The organism is Pedobacter segetis (assembly GCF_016623585.1).
In the GTDB taxonomy this organism is placed as follows: Bacteria; Bacteroidota; Bacteroidia; order Sphingobacteriales; family Sphingobacteriaceae; genus Pseudopedobacter; species Pseudopedobacter segetis.
This window is the reverse complement of sequence record NZ_JAEHFY010000027.1, coordinates 12,956-37,532: the sequence shown is the minus strand read 5'-3', so window position 1 is coordinate 37,532 and position 24,577 is coordinate 12,956. Positions and strand designations below refer to the sequence as shown.

The following is a 24,577-nucleotide window of genomic DNA, read 5'->3' as shown; positions in this document are numbered from 1 at the left end:
AAGGCTTAAGCAAACAATCTGGTAATTAGGATAAAAACCAGAAGAACGATCAATAAAAAAATATAGGCTAAAGGTTTGGCAAAATTTAAGGTATAACCAAACCTAGGATTTGCCATTGGCACTATTAAATCCTCGTCATTGGCATCAAAAAAGAACACGCCGCCTTTATATTTAGATAAATCTTTTTTTGGTGGGTTAACCATGGATCGTTTCTGCCTTTCCGTAACTTTTTATTACGCTTCCTTCATAATCTAACCATTCTTGCCAGCGTTTTTCAACATCAATGCCAACACCATATTTACGGGCCAAACCTATGAATAAAGTATAATGTGTGGCTTCAGAAACCATTAATTCGTGGTAAAACTCAGAAAGTTCTTTATCGTCCACATATTCTGAAAGCACTTTAAAGCGTTCGCAACTTCTAGCCTCTATCATTGCTGCCAATAACAACCGATCTACCATGCTTTCTGTTCTCTTGGCTTCGCCGCCACCACGTTTTAAAAACTTAATGAGTTCATTAACATAATTATCCTTACGCTCTAAACCCAAGGTATAGCCACGTTTGATGATAATATCATGGACACGTTTAAAATGATCCATTTCCTCCTTAACCAATTCGGCCATTTCTTGCACCAATTCAGAAATGTTTGGGTTTTGGATAATCAGGGTAATCGCATTTGTAGCCGCTTTTTGCTCGCAATAGGCATGATCGGTCAAAATTTCTTCTATATTACTTTCCACCACATTTTTTACCCAAAAAGGATCTGTGGGCAAACGCAACTTAAAAATGGTTTTCTCGCTCATGCTGCAAAAATAAGGAATTTATAAAGGCTTAGGGCAAAATGCGTAAAGCTAAATTAATGTTGCCGCAAACTTTAATATACCGATTTGGTTTTTGGTATAAAAAATGCTTAAATTTATCTCAAATAATAATTATCATGAGAAAAGAGTTACAAGAGTTTTCTTTAATGATTGATGAACAGTTTGATTTATTTGAAAAACCACAAGGATTTTGGGGATATTTACTCAGCTTTTTCATTTAAAAAACATCAATTAAGTTCGGTTAAACTTTCTTTTAAAAGATAAATTAAGGGATTGCGCCCTCTCCATATCAATCTATCTCAAAATATTGCATTAAAACTTTACGCATAAAACCTATTACCTACAACTTACTGTTATCCCTCATAAAACTTATAACTCGAAACCTGCCACTTAAAACTTAATTCTCTTAAATTTGCACCTCAATAAAAATCAAGATTTGAGAGAGCAAAAAATTTTAACAGCGTTAAGCGTTTTTGATATAGCAGAAGAAGGCAAAGGCGTGGCCAGGGCCGATGATTTGGTGGTATTTATAGAAAAAGCCATTCCCGGTGATGTGGTGGATGCCGCAGTTTATAAAAAGAAAAAGAAATTTGCCCAAGCAAAAATCTCAAATCTGCTAACTCCTTCACCCGATCGTGTTGACCCTTTTTGCGAGCATTTTGGCATTTGTGGCGGTTGCAAATGGCAGCACATGGATTACGCTACGCAATTAAAATATAAACAAAAATCGGTTTTAGATGCTTTACAACGCTTGGCAGGTTTAGAAACCCATCATGCCGAAGATATTTTACCATCCGCAGAAGACAAATATTACCGAAATAAATTAGAATATACTTTTTCCAATAAACGTTGGTTAACAGATTTAGATGGCGAAATAAGCGATGAAAAGGAAATGAACGCTTTGGGTTTTCATGTTCCGTTGCGTTTTGATAAAATCCTGGAAATTAACCATTGCTATTTACAGGCTGATCCATCAAACCATTTACGCAACCAAATATCGGCTTTTGCCAAAGAAAACAATATTTCATTTTACGATTTAAGGGCGCATAATGGTGCTTTAAGAAACTTGGTAATCCGTACCTCTTCTACCGGAGAACTGATGGTAATTGTGGTTTTTGCTTACCCAGAAGAAGGACAAGTAGATCTGATGATGGAATTTGTTAAAGAAACTTTCCCGCAGATTACTTCTTTGCTTTACATCATCAACCAAAAAAAGAACGATACTTTTTTTGATCAAGAGGTGTTGCTTTACAGCGGCCGAGAGTTTATTTATGAAGAAATGGAAGGCTTAAAATTCCGTATCGGGCCAAAATCTTTTTACCAAACCAATTCTCTTCAGGCTTACCAATTATATAAGATCACTCGCGACTTCGCCGATTTAAAAGGCCATGAACTGGTTTACGATCTATATACCGGTACCGGCACCATCGCCAATTTTGTGGCAAAAAAAGCCAAGAAAGTAATAGGCGTAGAATATGTTCCGGATGCCATTGAAGATGCAAAAATCAATTCGCAAATCAATGGGATAAACAATACCGTTTTTTATGCCGGCGATATGAAAGACATTTTAAACAACGATTTCATCAACCAAAATGGCAAACCAGATGTGGTGATAACCGATCCGCCGAGGGCAGGGATGCACCCCGATGTGGTGGAGCGTTTAATGGAGCTTGAAGCAGAAAAAATAGTTTATGTAAGTTGCAATGCAGCTACCCAAGCCCGCGATCTTACACGTTTAAAAGAGAAATATGATTTGGTGCGCATTAAACCGGTAGATATGTTCCCGCATACGCAACATGTAGAAAACGTGGTACTTTTAAAACTAAAGAAATGAACCCAGAAGAATTATTAGGACAAAACGAAGGCGAAGCACCAAAAGAAAGTCCGCTGATCAGTTTAAAAAAAGACCTAGAATTTTATAAAGAAACGCTGCGTGAAGTTGCCGTAGAAATTATGGTAGAGGGGCTTTCTGCCTATCCAATTTTTGTGGCACATCAGCATGAGGTTGCCTTGGGCGAAATGATCTTGGACAGCAAAGAATTGGGTACAAATTGGAGCATCCAAGCTTCTACGCTAGAAGAATTTGTAGAGAAAAGCATTATCCAACACAGCAAACAAGAGATGTTTATACAAAGCTACAAACCCGCAGACGAGTTTATGTGCGTTTTTGCGATAGTTCCAGAAGGTGCAAATTTCATTTATTATCCTTATAAGTGAGCTGATTTGGGCGTTCGTCCGCCAGCTGGTGGATTACACTCTATCTTTTTATCCCTAATGCACTCATAAAACGGCTCTTCAAATTCAAAACTCCGTCATGTTGAAGAAACGAGACCTGACCTAAAATACAGGCGGGCATCACATTATAAAAGGTTTTAAAATTTTGAGTTTTAAAATTAACTTCAAAAAATCCTTTTCAAACTGTTGGCATCATTTTGCGGTTTATTTGCATTGTAAATAATTAGATCCATCATGAAAGCAGTCATCATTACCAAACCGGGCGGACCAGAAGTTTTAAAAATTGAAGAAAGACCGATACCAGTTCCGTCAGAAAATGAAGTGTTGATCAAAGTGAAAGCGGCGGGTTTAAACCGTTCTGATATTGCCCAACGTAAAGGAAACTACCCAGCCCCAATTGGTACTATACAAGATGTTTTGGGCTTGGAGGTTGCCGGAACAGTAGAAGATTTAGGTAAAGGAGTTAGAAAATGGAAAAAAGGAGATAATGTGATGGCGCTTATTTCTGGCGGTGGCTATGCAGAATACGTAACCGTTGATGAGAATATTTGTTTAGCTATTCCAGATACCTTATCATTTACGGAGGCAGCTTCTTTGCCTGAAGCATTATTTACCGTTTGGGATAATGTTTTTAGAAGAGGGAGATTAAAACCCGGAGAAAATTTTCTGATCCATGGCGGAAGCAGTGGAATTGGTATAACTGCTATTCAATTGGCAAAAGCTTTTGGGGCAACAGTTTTTGCAACCGCCGGCACTGATGAAAAATGTAAAGCCTGTGAAGATTTAGGTGCCGATATTTGCATCAATTATAAAGAACAAGATTTTGAGGCCAAATTAAAAGAAAAAGGAATTGATGTTATTTTGGATATGATCGGCGGAGATTATTTTGCTAAAAATATCAATATTTTAAATGCTGATGGGCGTTTGGTTTACATCAATGCGATGAAAGGAAATCCAAAAGAATTTAATATCATGAAAATGATGCAAAAAAGAATTGTGATTACAGGAAGTACGCTGCGTGGTAGAGATATTGAATTCAAATCGGCTTTGGCCAAAGAAATTGAAGAACACGTTTTGCCATTAATTAAACAGGGGAAATTTAAAACGGTTATCGATCAAACTTTTCCTTTATCAGAAGCTTCAAAAACACATGAATTAATGGAAAGCAGCAAGCATATTGGGAAAATTATTTTGGTGAACGAATGAAATTATATTATTCTTTTGAATAAAATCAACATAAGTTCTTTATTTGAGAACTATTTTTTAAATTTGTTAAAGAATTTGAACTTATGCCTAGGATTTTTTCAAGAGGTACTTTAAGAAGTTATTCGGAAAAACATCCAGAAATAGAACAACATTTAAAAGTTTGGTATGACACAGCCATTACTTCAAATTGGAGAAGTCCGGCAGATGTAAAACAAACTTATGCAAATGCTAGTATTCTTAAGAATAGTAGAATTGTGTTCAACATTAAGGGTAATTCTTATAGATTAGTTGCAAAATTTAGTTTTGAGAAACAATGGGTTTTTATTCGATTTATTGGTAATCATTCTGAATACGATAAAATAGATGCGAATACAGTTTAACAAATTTTGATTATGGATATAAAAATAATTAAAAACGAGAAAGAATATCAAGTTGCATTAGCAAGACTAGAACTATTGTTTGATGCAAAAATTGGTTCATTAGAAAGTGACGAGGCTGATGTTTTAGCATTAGTAATTGATGATTACGAAAGTAAATATTATCCAATTGAAGCCCCAGATCCTATTGAAGCAATAAAAATAAGAATGAAAGAAATGCATTTAAAGCAAACTGATTTAATTGGTGTTATTGGAGGTAAAAGCAGAGTCTCTGAGGTTTTGAATAGAAAGAAAAAACTCACTATTGATATGGTTCGTAAGCTTACAAATAGATTGAATTTATCTCCAGAATTACTTATTCATGATTACAAATTAAATTAATGCTTTTCATTTCACTGTATCTTCAAATACATCACCTTATGGTTTCCTATACCGGGGATATCAAAAAAATCACTTACCAATTCAAAGCCTAAACTTTGATAAAACCTGAAGGCTTTTTCCCTTGCGTTGCACCATAAATAATTGATTTTTTTTCCACGTAAATAAACGATCGCAAAATTAACCAACTTATTCCCAATTCCTTTTCCTTGATGTTTTGTTGCCGTTGCCATTCCTCTAAGTTGGTAGGCTTGGCCTATAAAATCGCTATGCGATTGTTTATGAAAAGAGGCCACGCAAACCAAATTATCCCTTTCAAAATATCCTAAATGGAAGGTATCATCGGCATCATCGTTTAAGAAAACACACTCTTCTGGTTTTCGTTTTCCTTGTCGTAATATCTCACTTCTCAAAAATAAAACCTGCTCTTTTTCAACAAATTTAATCATGGTGCTTATCTGATATTTTATCTATTAAATCTGCCAATCTGTTGGCATAACCAAACTCATTATCATACCAACCAACAACCTTAACCAAACCTCCCACAATAGAGGTCAGTTGGGCATCAAAAATACAAGAATGCGGGTTATCGATAATATCTACGGAAACAATCGGGTCTTCGGTATATTCCAATATATGTTTCAATTCAGCATCGGCGGAAGCCTTAAAAGCTCTATTTATTTCTTCTACCGTGGTTTGTTTTTTAAGGATGCAGGTAAAATCTGTTAATGAGCCATTTAAAACCGGGACACGGATTCCCGCACCTCCTAAATGGCCGTCTAAATGAGGGAAAATATTGGTTATCGCTTTTGCAGCACCCGTTGTGGTTGGGATAATGGAAGAAGAAGCGGCCCTTGCCCTACGCAAATCGCGATGTGGTGCATCATGTAGGTTCTGGTCGCCAGTCATAGAATGGACGGTTGTAATATAACCCTCTTTAATTTGCCAATTTTGATCCAAAACCTTAACCATGGCGGCCACGTTATTGGTGGTACAAGATGCGTTAGAAATTATTGGGCTATTCCAATCTATATCTTTATCATTTACACCCAAAACAACTGTTGGGATATTTTTATCTGGAGAGGGTGCAGATAACAACACTTTTTTTGCACCTGCTTTTATATGCTGATTTGCCAATTCTGCCGTTAAAAATTTCCCCGTAGATTCTATAACTAAATCTACATTTATTGCTTTCCAATTGATGTCTGCCGGTTTTTTTTCTTTAAGAACTTTAATTTTTTTTCCGTTTACGATTAAGTGGCTTTCATCAAAATCTAATGTTCCCTTAAAATTTCCATGAACAGAATCGTATTTTAGCAGATGGGCCAAGGTAGCGGTATCGGTCAAATCGTTAATTGCTACGATAGCTATTTTCTCAGAATTCCTTTCTATTAAGATCCTCAACAATGTTCTACCAATCCTACCAAAGCCGTTTATTCCTATCCTCATTAAAATTATTTTTGTGCAATTTACCAAAACTGCGATAATAATGGGAGGTGCTTTATCATCGCCATCAAAAACTTACGTTATATTGAAATTCTTTTATCGCTTAAATCATTTGATAATCCCTTAATTTGTTTGTAATGAACATTAACCGAGAAAAAGCCGAATTTTTGGATGAAATGATCGATGCTTGGCAACAAGAGCAATTATTATCTGAAGAGAAAGCAAGAGAATTAAAAAAGAGCTATGCCGTAAAATCTTTCGACTGGCAAAAACTGGCCCAATACTCCATTTATGTGGCCTTGGCTTGTGGTGTTTTTGCTTTAGGCTCCTTATTGTTAGATAAACAAATGACCGTTTTGTTGGAAAGGCTTTATTACACGCCAAATATTGTTATCAGTTTATTGTCTTTTGCTGCCGCTGCTTATCTACTATTTATAGGTAATAAAAGAAGAAAAACCAAAGCTAAACAGGTTTTTAGTAATGAGGCCTTACTTTTTGGTGGGGTAATGTTTATTGCGAACGGATTGGCATATTTTGGTAAAACTGTAAATAAGGATATTGAAAATTATGCTTTGATTTTTCTGTTGGCTGTCCCAATTTATGGGTTTTTAGGCTATTATTTTAAATCTAAGCTGATCTGGGCCTTTGCCTTATTTTCTTTGGGAGCTTGGTTTGGCACACAAACAAGTTATTTAGGGAAGCAAAATTTTTATTTCTTGGGGATGAACTATCCTTTAAGATTTGTGGTATTTGGTGCTTTACTTACCGCTTGTTCTATTGTTTTTAGGCAAAGCAAAAAACTTAATTTCCTTTTCCAAGCAACTTATTTTATCGGGCTTGTTTATACTTTCTGTGCATTGTGGCTGCTATCGATATTTGGTAATTATGCTTCTATTGATCAATGGTACAAAGTAAGCCAATATACTTTACTTTTTTGGGCGGCCTTATCTTTATTCATTTGTGGCTTAACCTTCTTTTTGGGCTTCAAATACAAAGATGAAATGGCTAGGGAGTTTGGCGCTACCTTTTTGATCATCAATTTATACAGCAGGTTTTTTGAGTATTTTTGGGATAGTTGGCATAAAGCGATATTCTTTGGTGTTTTAGCGCTTTCCTTTTGGCTCATCGGCCGTAAGGCAGAAAAGATATGGAACTTAGAATTTTTGAAAAAAGAAGATGCTGTTAAATAATTTTTTTTTTGCAGCTAATACGATAATCTTAAAAATTTGGGGTTTTATATCCATCTAACTCTCCGTGGTTAAATTTAAACATGAGGGAATGGAGAAACATGGAGTTTGTAATAACGAATGATTTCCCTCTGTTTTCTCTGTGGACCCTGTGGTTAAAAAACCTTAATTACTAAACAACAATTCTTTTGATATTTGAAATATCGCCAAACCAAAAAATACCGCAGCAATACTTCTGTTGATGATTTTATGGTTAAACGAGAACTTATTTTGGATATAAAGCGCAAATTTGGCGAAAAGATATAAACATAAAAAAGACCCTATCCCCGCTCCGATAGCAAAAACCTCTAAAGCCAAACCATCGGTTGTTATCCAATTATTGGCAATTAAATAAGTTCCCCCGATGGTCCAAAAAGGTATGATCATGGGGTTAAAGATCCCTAAAATAATACCTGTCCTAATACTGTCTCTTTTTCTGGATTCTTCTTTGGGTTTCGATTCCTTTTCGGCCTGTACCAAACTGATGATGCCCATAATAATGAAAACAGCCACTAAGATCCATCCCAGCCAACTCAACAAATCTTTTTTGCTGGCAAACCATTCGGCAAAATTCATTAAAATGAAAGTAAAGATGGCTTCTATAACGGAAAATGAAACCGCAAAAATTACAGCTTGTTTAAGCCCTTTATTAATGCTGATCTGCATTGAAGTAAGATTAATATTGCCCAACGGGATATATCCAAGAAAGTTGACTACAACAGCGACCAAAAAAGTGAGTAAAAGCATGTCTCCAAATATATACAAATTGTATTTCGCTCATAATATAAATTGGACAAACTGCTTTTAAACCCCTTTAAAGAAGTGTTTATTAAACTTATAATCAGATTTTTTAAAAAAACAGGAGTAGAATATTTTTTTGGCATCCACTTTGATAACTACATAATATCTTCACTCAAAGAAGATATTTCATACGTTTAGGTTTAGGTTTAGTAGAAAAGGAAGCGCCCATCGTTTCCTTTTCTCTTTTTGTGCAGAATTGCAAATATTAAACCTAGCAAACAGAATTGTTTTTTATTATTTTTAACCGCAGAAACCATAAAGTTCGATGACTAAAACTTTATCTTGTATTGCCATAGACGATGATGCTCTTGATTTGCTCGCTTTGCGTAACGAGATTTGCACAAACGCAAATTTGAACCTATTGGCAAGTTTTAATAATTGTTTTGATCTTAAAGATTTCTTAGATCACCATCAACCAGAAGTGGTTTTTATGGATATAGAAATGCAGGAAATTAATGGTTTGGACTTTATAAAGGCACTAAGTGGTATAAAATCTCAGTTTGTTTTGGTTTCTTCCCATCCAGAATATGCCATTGAAGGTTTTCAGCTTAACGTATTTGATTATATCTTGAAACCTATTGAAAGCGATAGGTTAAATAGTTGTGTGCAGAGGTTAATGGATTTTCTAGATTTAAGAGATAAAGCGGCTTGTTACGATCTTTATTTTGAAAACGAGAATATCGTTTTTAAAGAGGGCCACGCTATCGTTAAGTTAAATGTAAATGAGATTTTTTATCTAGAAGCTTTTGGCGATTATACTAAAATCATCACGCTAAATAAAAATTACCTCACTTTAAACCCACTATCAAAACTTTTAGAATCATTGCCCTTAGGCAAGTTTTTGCGTATCCATAGAAGCTTCATAGTTGCTATAAATAAAGTAAAAAGCTTGGGCAATAAAGTGATAGATATAGGTTTAATCAAAGTTCCGGTGGGTAAAACTTATTTAAAAGAAGCCAAACAAATGTTCAAATAAAAATAACATGAAATTTAAGCTGTTCTTTTTTTTTACTTGGTTTTTACCAAGTTTTCTTTTTTGCCAAACCAACCGATACACTAAATTAACGAGCATAAAAAGTAGGTGCGATGCTATTCTTGCGGCCTTTACCGGAAAACCAGAAACATTTGACGAATTAATCAAAGAGGGTACAGAAGGATTAAAATTTACAGCCCCGATAGATCACGAGTTTAGGTTTTCTTTTTACCAATCTATTGGCAACGGTTATTATTACAAGCAAAATTTCAAACTTGCCGCTTTTAATTTTGAACAGGCCTACAAAGAGGCAGCCGAGGCGAAACTTACCGAAAAAAGCTTGAAACCCCTTGGTAATCTTGTTTCTATTTACCATTATTTAGGTTTGCAGAACAAGGCTGATAGAGCTGCGCAGCAACTTAAAGAATTTGTAGAAAACATTGATACCCTCAAAAACAAAAGCGATGTGTATTATAATCTTGGGCTTTATAACCAACAGCAGAAATTTTATTACAGCATTGCTTTGGATAATTTTTTAAAAAGCGTTCAATTGCACAAACCCATTGCCGATACCACAAAGATCCTTAAGAAAAAGCTTGATTACGGCACCAAACTGATGATGGTATCAGAAATTTACCTTCAACTTAAACAGCCCCAAAAAGCACTTGATTATTTAAACGAGGTAAAACCATTTTTAAACCTCTCATCTATTGTAGATATAAGTGCCTACGGCAAATTTATAAGGGCTTATTCACAATTAAACAACAAAGCGGCAGCACTAAAATATTATAGCTTGTTACATAGATCGGAAGCCGCAAAAAACGGAAAATGGTCAGAACTGGTATCTTCAAATTTAGAGATTGCGGGTTTAGCATTAAAAACTAGGGATTTTAAAACGGCTAAACTATATCTGGATAAAGCCGTTAAGCAATCGGGGATCGATAATCTAGAGATTTTAACTTCATCCGTAAACTTATCTTATGGCAATTATTACAGCGATCTAAAAAAATATGAACAGGCCATAAAATATTATCAAATGGCAGAACATGGCTCTAAGCTTTATAATCAAGAACAATATGCAGATTTACTTAAATCAATCACATCTGCCCATATTTTGTTGGGTAACAAAAAACAAGCTAGCGTTTATTTCACAAAATACCTAACAGTATCCGACTCATTAAACCAAAGGAAAATCTCTTTGAATTTAGCAGAAATGGAAGCTAGATTTCAGAATAAAAGTAAGCAACAAAAGATAGTTGTCTTAGATAAAGAGAACCAGATAAAGGCTAGGCAGCTTTATGAGGAAAAGAAAACAAGATGGTTGTTGGTAGGAGGTGCTCTTTTATTGATGGTTGCACTTTTTTCTATCTATTCAAATTACAGAAATATCAAAAAAACAAATCTTTTATTGGACAATAAAAATAAAGAGTTAGATATTTTGAACGAGAAATTGACAGAGGCTAACCAGACAAAGGCTAAGCTGTTTAGTATAATCTCACATGATTTGCGCAACCCCATAAGCCAATTGTTTACATTTTTAAAAATACAGCAAAAACAAAATGCTTTTTTTGATGAAAAGGAAAGGGAAAAACACCAAGAAATGCTGCTGCAATCCTCATCACAATTGTTAGAAAGTATGGAAGATGTGCTACTATGGTCTAAAAGCCAAATGGAAAATTTTGAGCTAGAGAAAGAATTGGTTAAGATAGAAGGTATTTATGAAGATGTGGGCAATTTTATAGGGCATCAGGCTTTACAAAAAGCCATAGTTTTAGAAATTGGCAAGTTAGATTATAAAGAATTTTTTACAGATTATAACCTACTACACATTGTTTTAAGAAACATCCTTCAAAACGCAGTTTTAAACTCTCCTATTGGTAGTAAGATTTTTTTGGATACCTATCTTAAAGATGGAAAGCCAACGATCTCATTTACAAATATGGTTTCAAAACCCCTAGTTATGGGTAATGCAAATGATATCGCCAACGGCTTGAAGATTAAAAGCAGCGCAAATGGATATGGGCTCACTATAATAAAAGATCTGGCAGAAAAATTAGATGCTGAAGTAAAGATCAGTACGATAGACCAAAATAAATACTTAATTGAGCTTTTGTTTCAAACAGGTTAGATATCCTTATTCTCGATAAAAAGCCTGATGATTTTCACAATTGTACCTTAAAATTCTCTTTTGTCGATTATAACACTACGTTTACCGATCATGTTCCATAACCAGTTTTCATCTATGTACTTTCAGGAGTTAAAAAAATCCAAAGATGAAAAAGCATTACCTAACCTTATTAATTTTAGTATCATTTTGCTGTTTTAACGCCTGTACGGAAGTAGGCCTTGAAGGGCCAGAAGGCCAACAAGGTGCGGTTGGGCCAGCTGGAAAAGATGGCAGTATAATCTATAACGGACTGGGTGCACCACTTACCACTATTGGCAATACCGGCGATTATTATTTAGATAAAAGTACTGGCAAACTTTATGGGCCAAAAGTAGCGGCCGGCTGGGGCGATCCTGTTTCCTTAATGGGCACAAACGGAACCAACGGTAAAGATGGTTCAAACGGAACCGTTACCTTAAGCGGTAGCGGATCGCCCTCTATATCCCTAGGCAATAGTGGCGATTATTATTTGGATAAAGCAACTTACCAACTGTACGGCCCCAAAACAGCCACTGGCTGGGGATTGGCCATATTGTTGCGTGGGGCTGATGGCGCACAGGGGCCAACTGGGGCAGCAGGTAAAGACGGTAGCATTATATATAGTGGTACGGGAGTACCGGTAAATAATTTAGGCAATAACGGCGATTATTATTTGGATAAAACGCTTGGCTCACTTTACGGGCCAAAAACAACTTCTGGATGGGGTTCTCCGCTTGTTTTAAGAGGCACAAATGGCACTAACGGCAGCAATGGCACTAACGGCAGCGTAACTAACTCTGGCCTAGGCTCGCCAGATTTAACAATTGGCAAGCTAGGCGATTATTATTTAGATAGGATAGGATACCTATTATACGGGCCAAAATCCGTAGATGGTTGGGGAGTAGGTATTTTACTACGTGGTGCCGATGGGGCACAAGGCCCGATGGGCCCTGCTGGAGCAGACGGGACGGTTATTTACAGTGGTGATTATACACCAGATCCATTATTAGGCAAAATTGGAGATTACTTTATTGGCAAATACACTATTGCATTATATGGCCCAAAAACGGCGGCTGGATGGGGTACAGCAACATCGCTTAAAGGCACAAATGGGACTAATGGAAACAGTATATTAAACGGAATTGGTGCGCCAATAGCTACCAATGGTGTAAATGGAGATTTCTATATTAACCTTACAGATTACACTATTTATGGTCCAAAAACAGCTTCTGGATGGGGTACGGGTACTTCCTTAAAAGGCGCAAGTGGAAATAGTGATGCCAACGCATTTGAAACTTTAAGTACCGATACTTTTGATTGGATTTACGAAAACGGGTATTTGGTTTTAAGAAGATATGGTGTTGCGGTAAATGACACTTCTTCTGTTTTTAATATCCCAATGGCAAATTTTAACTCAGTAAAAACAGGGAGTACATTCGTTTACCTTAGTTCTTTAAATCTTGATGGTTCTTACACTTGGAGGCAATTAAACTTTACGGATAGCAATAACGGCTATGATGTTTTCCATAATTATGTTTTGCGTATCAGTACAAATGATGCCAAAGTGAGGATTAAAAGGACTTATGAGGGCTATGGCACCCCATATGTTCCAGTGGCCGTTAATAAAATACGTATCGTTATTATTCCCTCGGCATCTGTTGGGGCACTGAGTGCAAAAAATTCTGGCCCAAATACACTTCAACAGGTAATGCAGCAATTTAACATAAAAGACAAAGATTTCATAAAGTTACACTAAACGAAACAGCAGTATAAAATCTCTTTTCTAATTACCTAAACTAAAGTTATGAAACCATTTTGTGTTGCTCTACTTATGCTCATTATTGCAATTTTTTGCGCCCGTTCGTCAAAAGCCCAAGATTTAGGAAATATCAAAAACCAAAAACCATTTACTTTCAATGGCAATTTGGGCATTGGGTTGGGTACTTATCATGCCAACGGGATTATGGCGAGGCAAAGAGATTTTTCATATATTTTTAATGGCTCGCCAAACTTAAGCATTTTCGGCATTAGCTTTCCCTTTTCAGTGGTCATCAGTGATCAGCAAAAAAGTTATACCCAACCTTTTAACCAATATGGCATTAGCCCAACTTATAAATGGGCAACCCTACATGCGGGTTGGCAAAGTATTACTTTCTCGCCTTTTACGCTAGCAGGTCATAATTTTTTAGGTGGAGGTATAGAGCTTAACCCTGGTAAATTGCGCTTTGGCTTTGTATATGGCCGGTTTAATAAAGCAATAGAAGCCAATAACCAACAACCTCTTGCATTTACGCAGGAACCAACCTATGAGAGAAAAGGATATAGCGCAAAGTTGGGTTTAGGTACAGATAGAAACCATGTAGATGTGGTTTTTTTAAAAGCCAAAGATGATATTTTTTCATTAACAAAAACTCCTCCTTCAATAACACTCACTCCGGCAGATAATATGGTGCTTGGCCTGTCATCAAGATTTAGCTTTTATAAATATTTTGCTCTAGATATAGATGCAGCCGGCAGTATTTATACCCGTAATGTTTTATCAGATACGGTGTCTAACCTCAAACTTGGAAAATATAGTTTTATAAGAGATTTAATCACTTTAAATTCTTCTACCCAGCTTTTAACGGCAGGCCAAATAAGTTTCGGTTACCAAAAACCTAACTACAACATAAAACTACATTATAGAAGGGTAGATCCTGATTATAAGAGCATGGGTGCCTATTATTTTGAAACAGATGTGCAAAATTATACCCTGGAAGGGATGTACCGTTTGATAAAAGGACAATTACAGATCGGGGGCAGTTTCGGTTTACAAAACGATAACCTTTTAAAAGATAAAAGCTATCAATCTAACAGAAAGATTGGTGCAATAAATATCTCTTTTAACAACCCCAAATACGGGATGGATGTGCGTTACACAAATTACGGGATTACGCAAGACAGAGGACTTAACCCAATAGTAGATCAATTTAGGGTTGCCCGCACAAATCATAATTTAAGTACTGTTTTAAGATTTAATATCAATAAAGAAGAGATTTCGCAAGGCTTTATTTTGGTGGGGAGTTTGGCTAATTTGGTTGATCTAAATCGGTTTACTAGCAAGCAAAGCCAATCTAACAGTAAAACCGCCAACTTTTCTTATCAACTTAATTTCCCTAAGAGATACCTTGGCATCAATGTAAATGCAAATTATACCGTTGCCGATTTTTTTGGCGGAAACAGCACTTTTTATGGCCCAACGTTGGCTATCAACCAATCCTTTTTTAAGGGAGGCCTGGCCCTAGGGACAAGCTTTAGTTATCAAATCCAAAAATCTAATCATAAAAAAACCGGAAATATAGTAAGCGCCAATTTTAACAGTAACTATAGAATAGGGAAAAGGGATGCCTTAAGCTTTAATTTGATCTATTTAAAAAGCAATTCCCAAACATTTTTGCTTCCATCCTTTGATGAAATAAGTACCAAACTCGGAATTGTGCATACTTTTTAATTTTAGAAAAAACAATGAAAGACCTTAACCTAGCCATAACAAAAATACTCTTCGCTTTCTTTATAAGCTTTCTGATTTTAATTGGGAGCGAATCTATCGCTCAAACAGCTAATTCTATCAATATAACCATAAATATAATCCCTCCTTATTCACCCTATTATTCTGATTATGCCGGGCCAAATGCGGGGAAAGTTTTTTTGATGATCCAAAATCTAAGTACGAGCCAACAAACCATCAAACTAACAGGTGAGCTTAACGGCGACAATGGAATTAAAATAAACACCAAATCAAATTATGTGCCCTTGCAACCCATCGTTTTAAACCCTAATGAAGTTAAACAGTTTAACGGTTTAGCTTTAAAAGACATATTCGATATCAATTCATTAAACGTATATGGTATAAACAAAAGCTTAATTGCCACTACTTCTCGTTTGCCAGAAGGAAACTATACCTTTTGCATTCGGGCAGTAGATATAAATACTAATAAAGTGCTTTCATCCCAAGCTCCTTTGGGTTGTACAAGTTTCAGTATCAACTATCCAGATGCACCCGTCTTAATTAGCCCAGCGGCAAATACCGTAGTAAATGCTACAACGCCACAATCGTTGGTTCTTAGTTGGATGAATATGGGCATTGTACCTCCTAATATCCAATATGTTTTGCAAATAGCAGAAATGCCGTCGGTTTCTTCAGATCCCAATCAGGTTTTAAATGCAACATCATTTCCTTTGTTAAATAAAACAATCATAGCAGGTACAACTTACGTTCTATCGCCCACAGACCCAGCCTTGCTTGCCGGAAAGAAATATGCTTGGCGCATAAAAGCAATAGACCCATTGGGCAAAACGGTTTTCAAAAACGATGGTACAAGCGGGGCAAGTGTATTTAGTTATGGTAATTATCAATTGCTATCTCCCCCAATTATAAAAACCCCAGTTGATAAAACTATTTTTACCCCTGCACCTAACGGAATATATGTCAATGTTACACAACCAAAAATAAATATAGAATGGCAAAACCCACAAAACATTGCAAATACAATAAGCAGCTATCAATTAAAACTTATAAATGTAAAGGAAGGTTTAGATCTTCAAACCGCTTTTGATACCGAAGTTGGTTTGATATATAAGGCTAATACCACAGGTACAAAACTTACCATTAGCCCAAAAACCATGGCAAATACCCCGGCTATAAATAATTACGATAACCTAAATGAGATAAAAACCGATTTAGTTGTTGGCGAAAAGTATGCAGTACAGATTACAGAAACGGCAAAAGATTTTTCAGGGACACCTCTTCAATTCTCGGGTTTGGGCAAAAGCAATATTGTTACTTTTATTTACAAAGCAAATGTAGATCCAAACATGCAACCATTGGCTAGCAATAGCAGCATAACGGGGAAACTTTTTTACCAGTTTAAGAAAGAACAAGAGCCCATAAAGCCTACAAATTTTTTACTGCCAGGCAGACTTGATATTGGAAATTCGGTAGATAATATCGGCATCGGGCAGCAAAACACCGACCTAGATTATGTAGCAAATAATCTTTTCGCAAAAAATGAAACTGCAAAAGCACTAAAAAACACGCCCATCACTTTTACCTATACCATTTTTAAATCACCAATAAAAAGTATCAATAGTTACAAAAATTTTAAAGCCGCAAATACAGGGAATTATTTTAGTAAGGGCATAAAAATAGGCGACGTTTATTTTAAATCTAAAGATATTTGCACCGTACTTACGCAAGCCGACGGTAGTTTCTCAAAAACCTTTTTAAACGATTACCAATTTGGCTATCTAGGGAAAGTAGGTGCCGATTATTATTACGCCGCTTTACAACTTACCATTAAAACACCGCAAAATTATTTCTGTAGCCCAGATGTATTGATTTTTCCGCAGGTAGGGAAAAATATTAACCTACCAGACGAGGTGGTTTTTGTGAACGCCTACAATCTAAACGTTCCAGTAAAGGCAACTTTAGACATAAAAGACCAGGCCGTAGAAGGCGGAATGCCAATTTCTGGTTATCCTGTTCAAATTGTGGATCTACATAAATATATAGCCCCTCATGATGATGGTGCCAATTACGTAAGCTATCAAGTTGATGTAGAAGATAATCTAGAAAACATGCCAACAGAAGGCAACAGTGATAGTTATGCTTCGCAAAGTTTCGATTATCTGGGAGAAAACATCGCTATCGCAGATTTCCAGAATACCGATGCTGAAGGTTTAGCTCATTTTAAAAATCTACTGGTATCACATACGCATTCATCAGTAGCTTTAGAGAAGAAATTAGAAGGCAATTTTGCTTATAAGCAAAGTGATTTGAACAAGGTTGAAAATATTGGAAAAGACGGTAATGATTATGAAATTGGGGGCAATTTCGAGGGCGAAGGCAGCGTATGCTTTAACTCCGATTTCAAATTACTTACCGTTTTACAAAAACCAATTATAATTAAACCAAAATTGCCACAACTTTATTTAAGAGCAATAGCAGTACAAAATGGGGTTTCCAAAGGTATTCCGAATACAATTGTTAAAATAGACGAGTATAAAAACAAAAGCGACATTTACCCGCAATCATCAAATTACTACTACACAGATGAAAACGGTTACTTAAAACTAGATAACTTAGGTTTAACCACAGAAACCCAAGCGGGCAAAACAAAGGTTATTGGCCCATACAGAACCATTACCCTTAGAAAAGCGGGTTATAAGGATAAAGTGATAGATAAACAGCTTTTGGTATTTGGCGAACGCTTTCCGGCATCGGTTGAGCAACAGCTAGAAGCAGACGGAAAAGCGGTAGGATTCGTAGTAAACGAAAAGGGAGAACCTGTGATGGCAGAAGTAAGGGTAGGTAGCGGCCCGTTTATTAAAACCGCTACTAACGGATGGTTTTCTATTAGCAATTGCCAATCTGGTTATGAAAAAATAGAGATTGTACCTGTGATTGATAATTATTTTCCTGAAAGTTTTTATCAATTGATCAAAGTAGGGGATTACACCATAATCAGCAATACAAATGATAAAGCAGGCAAAAACGTGGTAATAGAAAAAATGCACCGGATGCAATTTACGGTACTTGATGCAAACAACAAACCCATCAATGGTAGCTGTACAATTATCGGTAATAACACTATAAATAGATGCTATACAAGCCTAAGCGACGGAAAAACCGGTGTTGCTGCTATTGCATCGGCAGATAATGAATTTAAAATAAAAACAACGGCCAATGGGTTTGCTACCAATGAATTATATGTAAATGTACCTATCGGTAAAACACCACAACCTATTACGATCAAACTTGATTATGGCCATACCATTGCAGGTACGGTTGTAGATAGCAAAACTCTAAAACCTATTGCTAACGCCCGGGTTTTTAGTTTAACAGGGGTTAACGATGAGGGCGAGATACAAAATGAAGTTTACACCGATGCACAGGGTAAATATATCTTAACAGGAGTAAAAGACAATAATTTGTTAACCACGGTTTTTGCGGTTAAAGGTGGCAACGGCGCTTATTTACAACAAAGTAAATCTGTGATGAAGTTAACCAAACAGGTTGATTTTAGTTTATTGGCATTGGATATGGATGCAAGTCTTTGGGGCATACCTATCGAGATAAATAAAGCTGTTACAACCCAAGGAAAAAACTTAATTTCTGGTTCATTTATTAATTTACCTGCAAATAGCACTTTTAAACCCTATGATGCCCATCTAAAATTGGCGTTTAAAGATGTAGAAATTGTTATAACATCTCCCGTCTCTCTATCATTTCCTGGCAAAAACACCTTTCAAACGCCCTTAAAATCTATTAAGCCTGTTAATAAAAGTATCGATATTTTAAGATCCAATTTAAAAGTGGTGGCTTTTGACCAATATAATTGTGAGGTTTTAGGTACCAAGGAAGAAAGGGAGATACAAAACTTACAGGTAAGCGAAGGTAAGGGTAATGGAGAACTCAGAGGTTACATCAGCTCAGAATTAAGCTCTTTCAACTTTAGCTATAATTACAACGGAAAATTTCTTTTGGGGAGTAACGGTATCCGGATCCCTGGGCAACCTGCAACAGATTTGGTTTTTAAGGCAAATTATCAAACTGGGCCAAACGCATTTAAAATAAGTGCTTTATACAATAAAAGCAGCTTTAAGATACATGATTTTGATGGTTCTTTCACTTCGGGTTTATTTGATAAAAGTGGTTTTGACCTAAACGCCTCGGTTGATCTAAAAATCCCGTTAATATCTAACACCAAATTAGAGGTTGGTAAAATAAAAATCGATACCAAAAGTATTGTTTGGAGCCAGTACACCGGAACTATAAATTTAGGATTAGAGAAATGGGCACTGTACGGCACAGGATTAAAATATGAAGAAAACCAAGGTGGCTTTAGCGTACAAAACGGTAATTTAAAAACCAATTTACCACAACTTGCATTAAAAAACATCATTATCAGACCTACACAGATTGATTTGGGTGCTAGCGATCTTACAGGTAAAGAAGGTTTATCTTTAGCCGGGGTAACACCATTAAATTTAGTGAGCGGTGCAAAAATGACATTGAATTATGATGATGCCGCAAGTTTTGATCAGCAACCCCATTACCGCCTAAATATCAGCAATACGGCTAATTCTGATGTGGCCTATATTAAAATACCAGGTGTTTTAGACAATAACGATCAAGTAAACTTTAATATGTTGAGTGTTTACAGTGATGCCAAACACCAGAGCATTTTATTAAAAGAAACTGATCATAAATTGTATAACATCATCAGTCAGAAAATTAGCGGTGTAGAGGTAGGTACCGATTATTTTACCCTCATCGGGAATACCAATTTGCAAATCCCTGGTGCCAACGCCAATATAACCGGTAGGTTTAAATGCACTAAAAGCCCAACACCAAACACCATCAATTGTAGTGTAGAAAAACTTCAGACAGATTTAGAAATGCCCGGAAAAGTAAAATTCAACGGCAACAAATTCGACCTCCATCAAAACTACTTTAGCGCATCGGGTGATTTAATTATCTATAAAAACACACCTTCCGATGGGATTAATTTAAAATCAACCATCACAAAAACACCAATTTCCATTAAAAATGACATTCTTGAAAACGAGTATATCAATTTAAAAGGACAAGGCGAAATAGCCATTTTAAAAGGCGGGGGAAATACGGTAGAAGAAAATAATTGGAGCTTTCTTGCTTTCACTGGCAAACCCCGGGGCTTTAAAACCGGCAATAAAGAATTGCTGATACCGGGCAATGATTTAATAGACTTTAAAGTAAAGGGCGCACTAAGCAATGTTGGCGGCAAGAAACTCGAGTTTAGCAATTTACCAAGCCCATTTGGGGATTTTAGTATGGAGTACGACTTTGAAAATAACGCAATGGCTGGCGCATTAACCTTAAAAAATGCCGGGATCCCTATTGGCCCCTTGGTATTGAATGACGGTATCTTTGACCTGCAGATAGATGGAAAAGGTTTTATCGTTTCTGGTGCCATATCAGACGCTAGATTAGCCGCAATACCGATACTCGGCAAGTTTAAAAGCGGTATCGCCATGGGTTATTATAGCAGCGCAATACCTACATATATGAAAAAAAACCTATTAAAAGTTACTTTATATAATGATTTACCAGGGTTGGATACAGAACTTAAGGGAGTTTATGTAAACGTGATGAAATCATTGAGTAAACAAGATCTGTTAAATGAAATGGGTATCGCAAATGGCCCAAGTTTAAATGATATACCATTGGTTGGCCATTATGTACCTCAAATTGATTTTTCTGCAGGTTTAGATTTAAGCACTATTTTAAGCCTTAGCAATGCCTCTGTAACAATCAACGGAAAGGGGTTTGTAAACGCATCAATTATAGAAGACATAGGTGCTTGTTCGCTCGGATTCTCTACCAGCAGGGAAGGCGATTTTAAGCTAAAATTTGGGGCAGAGGGCTTTTCTGGGTATGTAACTTTTGGTTTGTCCGGAACGCTTTACTATTGTGTAGGTAATTTATCGGTAAGCAAGGATGTTACCCTGCAAAAAAACGAGGGCAAAAATTTTAAATTCAAATTTGGAAAACCAGATGGAAACTAGAACCATGAGAAAACTAACCTTATTTATTTTTTTTAACTTAATGCTAGGTGCTGTTGTTGCGCAAGAAAACATCAAAAGTAATTTTACGGCCAAATATGATGGTGGCGATATCTTATTAGATTTTGATGCCACAACATTAAGCAGGCAAAAAGATAGCGTAATAATAGCTATTAGTCGCAAAGGTTTGGGAGGCGAAACTTACCTAGTAAAACAAAGAAAAATAGCAACCTCTAAAAACTGGCAAATGTTAGATACCTTACTAAGAAAAACACCTGGCGTCTATCAATATTACTTAACGGTTTCTAGTGCTAATAAACCAATATTAACCACGGGAGTTTGGGCTTATGCTTATCCTCCAGACTTAGTACCCATCCCTTTAACATTTACCGCAACCAATAAAAAAGGAACTAATGATATTGTTATCAAATGGAAAATAGATTATCCTTTTGCAGTACGCAGCATAACGTTACAGCGTAGCAGATCAAAAACGGGAACCTATAAAAATTTAGCAATTCTTTCTAATACAGATAGCGCCTATTTAGATAAAGTAAACGATGCCAATGAATCTTTTTATTATCATTTAAAAATTGAAAGCATTGCGGATAGCAACGCTTACACATCCGCATCAATTTTTGTGATTCCAGATTTTACAATTACCCCATTGCCCGTTAATGCTTTAAAAGGAGAATTAAAAGAAAATAAAATCTTGCTGAGCTGGCAAAATTTGGATAACAATGCTCGCGGGTTTTATGTAAAAAAACGTTTGCAAAATAATGGCGAATTTGAAATGGCATCCTCCATCATCCTGAAAAAAGAAAATGATTTATATCATTGGGAAGATAGTACATCAACGTTAACCGATAAGCAGGTTTATCAATACCTAGTAATTGCAGAAAGCAATTCTTTTGGTTTAAGCAAACCATCGGATACCCTAACGATAGCTTATAGATCGAGAATAAAAACATTATCTCCGCCACATGATTTAAGAACCATCCATCCAAATGATAGCATTTATTATTTAGCCTGGACGGTTGACAGCCTTAAAATAGACGATGTTTTAGGATATCAAGTGTACCTTAAATCTATAAATGAACCTACTTTTAGTTTATTGCCAGGTGTAGCTACAAACGGCAACAACAATTATGTAGAAATTGCTGCTCCAAAAAATGGTAACAGTTATTGTGTTAAAGCTATCAATGGTGTTACAGAGAGTGCTTTAAGCATCCCATACACTTTTAGTGATGCTTTTGAGAACAATTTTGGGCCAAAATATTTAACTGCTAAAACTAGCGAAGAAGGCTTGGTCATCAGTTGGTTAAACCCAAGAAATACAAATATTAAAAGATTTGAACTTTATAAATGGAACGGTAAAACATTTAAGTTGGTTGAGCTGGTTGGCGGCAATGAAAACCATGTGGTCACAAAATCTTACCAAGCCGGCAACCTAAACTCATACCAACTTAAAGCGGTTAACACAGAAAACAAAGAAAGTTTAGCAAGCGTTTTGTTAGAGGTTAATTAAGAAAGCGTTTTAAATATCTAAGTCTTATCATACCGTTTAAAACCAATTTACTTGGCATCGTTTCACTTCGCAAACAACCTATCCGGATTATTTAGATATTGATTATAGATAGAAAGCATTTTGTAGCTAGAAACGTGTCCCAAAATTGCCTCGTTTTTACGGATTAGAATATGATGCTCTTTTGCGACCGATGGATTATCCAATAGTTTTTTTCTTAAAGCGGTATAATTGGTTACATCAAAATTGGTATCCATCAATTCTGCAGCTTTTATGGTATCGTAACTTTCAAAATCTTTCATCAGCTCCCTTACTTTTTTAAGCTCTATGATCCCAATTATTTTATTTTTATCATCATAAACAGGTGTTACGCCATGCTCATGCCCAGAAAAATGAGCAATTACCTCCCTCAGGTTATCATTCGCTTTTATTTTCCCAAAAATAGGTTCTATAATATCCCGTAAATTAATCTGATTGAGGATAAACTTTTCCATCTGTAAAGTTCCATGCCCACCTTTTTGCAATGGGTTGTAAGCATCGATATAATTTTTGAAAGTGTAGGCAATGGTGGTGGTAATCATCAACGGAACAATCAGACCGTAGCTTTGCGTAGTATCTGCAATTAAGAAAATTGCTGTTACTGGTGCTCGCATCACACAGGCAAAAGTAGCCGCCATTCCCAAAAATATCAGGATATTGGGCTCTAGGCCAATCAAATTTCCGTAAAAAGAGAATATCAACTTAAAAACCAAGTACCCGGTTAAACCACCGGCAACTAAACTTGGCGCAAAATAACCGCCTTCCCCGCCAGAACCTAAACTTAAACCAGTAGTAACCGGCCTCAAGAAAAAAAGCGCTACCAAAATCAAAGTTCCATGGAAAGGCTGAAAACCCGGGTTTGCCAAAATAGAGTTTTCCCAAATCGCAGGTTCATTGTTATGCAATAATTCATTGATAGAAACATAGCCTTCGCCGTAAAGTGCAGGGAAAAAGTAGATCAATAAACCTAAAACAGAACCGCCAACCAAAGCAATTATATACGGATTATGCAATCTCGATAAATACTTATAACAAAAGCTATAAGTGTTTTTCATGTACAGGGCCGTTAAAGCACCCGCAAAACCAACTAAAATAACATAGGGTAAACTTTGGTAAGAAAAAGTATCGATATGCTCATCAAAACGCAAGTTTTGGCCCATGATCAGCTCAAACAATATTTTACCTGTAGCAGATGAAAGTAAAAGTGGAATTAGAAGGGCTGGTGTAAACTCTGGTAAAATTACCTCCAGGGCAAACAAAAAGCCACCAATTGGGGCGTTATACATGGCAGAAATTCCACCTGCCGTTCCACAACCTATCAAAAGAGTACGCAATTGGTAATTTAACCCAAAAGATTTGCCCATATTAGAGCCTATTGAAGCCCCGGAAGTGATAATTGCCGATTCCATCCCAGAACTTCCACCAAAACCAATGGTAATACCTGCGGTAATAAATTTTGTATAGATCAGCCTAAGCTTAATAAACGATTGATGGTTTTCTATAGAATCAATCACATTCCTCATCCCTTTAAAATCCGCCACTTTTTTAAAAATGTTGATATTTAATAGGTTAACCAACACCAACCCAACTAATGGGGTTAATATCAATAAAAATCCGGGGAAAAACTTAGTGGCGTAATTTTCTATTCCGTAGGTAATCTGTTTGATCAATATCGCCGCAAGGCCAACTATTAAACCTACCAAAACACTCAATAAAATAACGGTGATCTGCTTATTTTTTTGCTTTTCGGCAATGCGCCTAAATTTAACCCTCAGCTTTTTTATCTTTGTAGATGTAATGGGGTTTTTAATGGGCATACCC

General features: G+C 36.1%; 19 protein-coding genes. 13 read left to right on the top strand and 6 right to left on the bottom strand.

Annotation, left to right across the window (positions count from 1 at the left end):
* Positions 1–5 precede the first annotated feature (5 nt).
* Together I5M32_RS15340 and miaE are read right to left on the bottom strand one after the other, a co-directional pair.
* Positions 6–203 (bottom strand): hypothetical protein, encoded by a 198-nt coding sequence (locus I5M32_RS15340; RefSeq protein ID WP_200587900.1) that lies wholly within the window; start codon positions 201–203, stop codon positions 6–8.
* On the bottom strand, positions 196–804 hold the full coding sequence (miaE, locus tag I5M32_RS15335) for a tRNA-(ms[2]io[6]A)-hydroxylase (RefSeq protein WP_200587898.1): 609 nt from the start codon (positions 802–804) through the stop codon (positions 196–198). The genes I5M32_RS15340 and miaE overlap by 8 nt, the downstream gene beginning before the upstream one ends.
* Before the next feature lie 38 nt (positions 805–842).
* On the opposite strand from miaE, the gene I5M32_RS15330 reads away from it, so the two are divergent.
* From I5M32_RS15330 to I5M32_RS15305, 6 genes are all read left to right on the top strand, one after another.
* Positions 843–1,043 (top strand): hypothetical protein, encoded by a 201-nt coding sequence (locus I5M32_RS15330; protein ID WP_200587896.1) that lies wholly within the window; start codon positions 843–845, stop codon positions 1,041–1,043.
* Between the two features lie 215 nt (positions 1,044–1,258).
* Positions 1,259–2,656 (top strand): 23S rRNA (uracil(1939)-C(5))-methyltransferase RlmD, encoded by a 1,398-nt coding sequence (gene rlmD / locus I5M32_RS15325; protein WP_200587894.1) that lies wholly within the window; start codon positions 1,259–1,261, stop codon positions 2,654–2,656.
* The gene (locus tag I5M32_RS15320) at positions 2,653–3,039 is read left to right on the top strand and encodes a hypothetical protein (protein WP_200587892.1); all 387 of its coding nucleotides are present in this window, start codon (positions 2,653–2,655) and stop codon (positions 3,037–3,039) included. The genes rlmD and I5M32_RS15320 overlap by 4 nt, the downstream gene beginning before the upstream one ends.
* A gap of 252 nt (positions 3,040–3,291) precedes the next feature.
* A complete protein-coding gene (locus I5M32_RS15315; protein WP_200587890.1) occupies positions 3,292–4,263 on the top strand; it encodes an NAD(P)H-quinone oxidoreductase in 972 nt (323 codons plus the stop codon).
* An 83-nt stretch (positions 4,264–4,346) separates the two neighbouring features.
* Positions 4,347–4,643, top strand: a complete 297-nt coding sequence (locus I5M32_RS15310; protein WP_200587889.1) for a type II toxin-antitoxin system HigB family toxin — start codon at positions 4,347–4,349, stop codon at positions 4,641–4,643.
* Between the two features lie 12 nt (positions 4,644–4,655).
* Positions 4,656–5,021: a helix-turn-helix domain-containing protein gene (locus I5M32_RS15305; protein ID WP_200587888.1), complete on the top strand. Its 366-nt coding sequence runs from the start codon at positions 4,656–4,658 to the stop codon at positions 5,019–5,021.
* Positions 5,022–5,032: 11 nt separating this feature from the next.
* Here I5M32_RS15305 and I5M32_RS15300 read toward each other — a convergent pair whose 3' ends face one another.
* Positions 5,033–5,467, bottom strand: a complete 435-nt coding sequence (locus I5M32_RS15300) for a GNAT family N-acetyltransferase (protein ID WP_200587887.1) — start codon at positions 5,465–5,467, stop codon at positions 5,033–5,035.
* Complete coding sequence (gene gap, locus I5M32_RS15295) at positions 5,460–6,467, bottom strand: type I glyceraldehyde-3-phosphate dehydrogenase (RefSeq protein ID WP_200587886.1); 1,008 nt, start codon at positions 6,465–6,467, stop codon at positions 5,460–5,462. The genes I5M32_RS15300 and gap overlap by 8 nt, the downstream gene beginning before the upstream one ends.
* 134 nt (positions 6,468–6,601) lie before the next feature.
* Between gap and I5M32_RS15290 the strand changes: the two genes are divergently transcribed.
* On the top strand, positions 6,602–7,654 hold the full coding sequence (locus I5M32_RS15290) for a DUF2157 domain-containing protein (protein ID WP_200587885.1): 1,053 nt from the start codon (positions 6,602–6,604) through the stop codon (positions 7,652–7,654).
* A gap of 162 nt (positions 7,655–7,816) precedes the next feature.
* Here I5M32_RS15290 and I5M32_RS15285 read toward each other — a convergent pair whose 3' ends face one another.
* The gene (locus I5M32_RS15285; protein WP_200587884.1) at positions 7,817–8,437 is read right to left on the bottom strand and encodes a LysE family transporter; all 621 of its coding nucleotides are present in this window, start codon (positions 8,435–8,437) and stop codon (positions 7,817–7,819) included.
* A 319-nt stretch (positions 8,438–8,756) separates the two neighbouring features.
* Here I5M32_RS15285 and I5M32_RS15280 point away from each other — a divergent pair, with 319 nt between their 5' ends.
* The 6 genes from I5M32_RS15280 (at position 8,757) to I5M32_RS15255 (ending at position 22,720) form a co-directional block, all read left to right on the top strand.
* Positions 8,757–9,467 (top strand): LytR/AlgR family response regulator transcription factor, encoded by a 711-nt coding sequence (locus I5M32_RS15280; RefSeq protein ID WP_200587883.1) that lies wholly within the window; start codon positions 8,757–8,759, stop codon positions 9,465–9,467.
* Positions 9,468–9,474: 7 nt separating this feature from the next.
* Positions 9,475–11,592, top strand: coding sequence for a tetratricopeptide repeat-containing sensor histidine kinase (locus I5M32_RS15275; RefSeq protein ID WP_200587882.1), 2,118 nt, complete (start codon positions 9,475–9,477; stop codon positions 11,590–11,592).
* Positions 11,593–11,737: 145 nt separating this feature from the next.
* Entirely contained in the window at positions 11,738–13,366 is a 1,629-nt protein-coding gene (locus I5M32_RS15270) for a collagen-like domain-containing protein (protein WP_200587880.1), read from the top strand.
* A 48-nt stretch (positions 13,367–13,414) separates the two neighbouring features.
* On the top strand, positions 13,415–15,100 hold the full coding sequence (locus I5M32_RS15265) for a hypothetical protein (protein WP_200587879.1): 1,686 nt from the start codon (positions 13,415–13,417) through the stop codon (positions 15,098–15,100).
* 14 nt (positions 15,101–15,114) lie between these two features.
* Positions 15,115–21,198 carry a carboxypeptidase-like regulatory domain-containing protein gene (locus I5M32_RS15260; protein ID WP_200587878.1) on the top strand — a complete coding sequence of 2,028 codons (6,084 nt, stop codon included), beginning with the start codon at positions 15,115–15,117 and terminating at the stop codon, positions 21,196–21,198.
* Complete coding sequence (locus I5M32_RS15255; protein ID WP_200587877.1) at positions 21,188–22,720, top strand: fibronectin type III domain-containing protein; 1,533 nt, start codon at positions 21,188–21,190, stop codon at positions 22,718–22,720. Before I5M32_RS15260 ends, I5M32_RS15255 begins: the two co-directional genes overlap by 11 nt.
* Before the next feature lie 62 nt (positions 22,721–22,782).
* On the opposite strand, the gene I5M32_RS15250 is transcribed toward I5M32_RS15255, so the two are convergent.
* Positions 22,783–24,573, bottom strand: coding sequence for a chloride channel protein (locus I5M32_RS15250; protein WP_200587876.1), 1,791 nt, complete (start codon positions 24,571–24,573; stop codon positions 22,783–22,785).
* Positions 24,574–24,577: the final 4 nt, after the last annotated feature.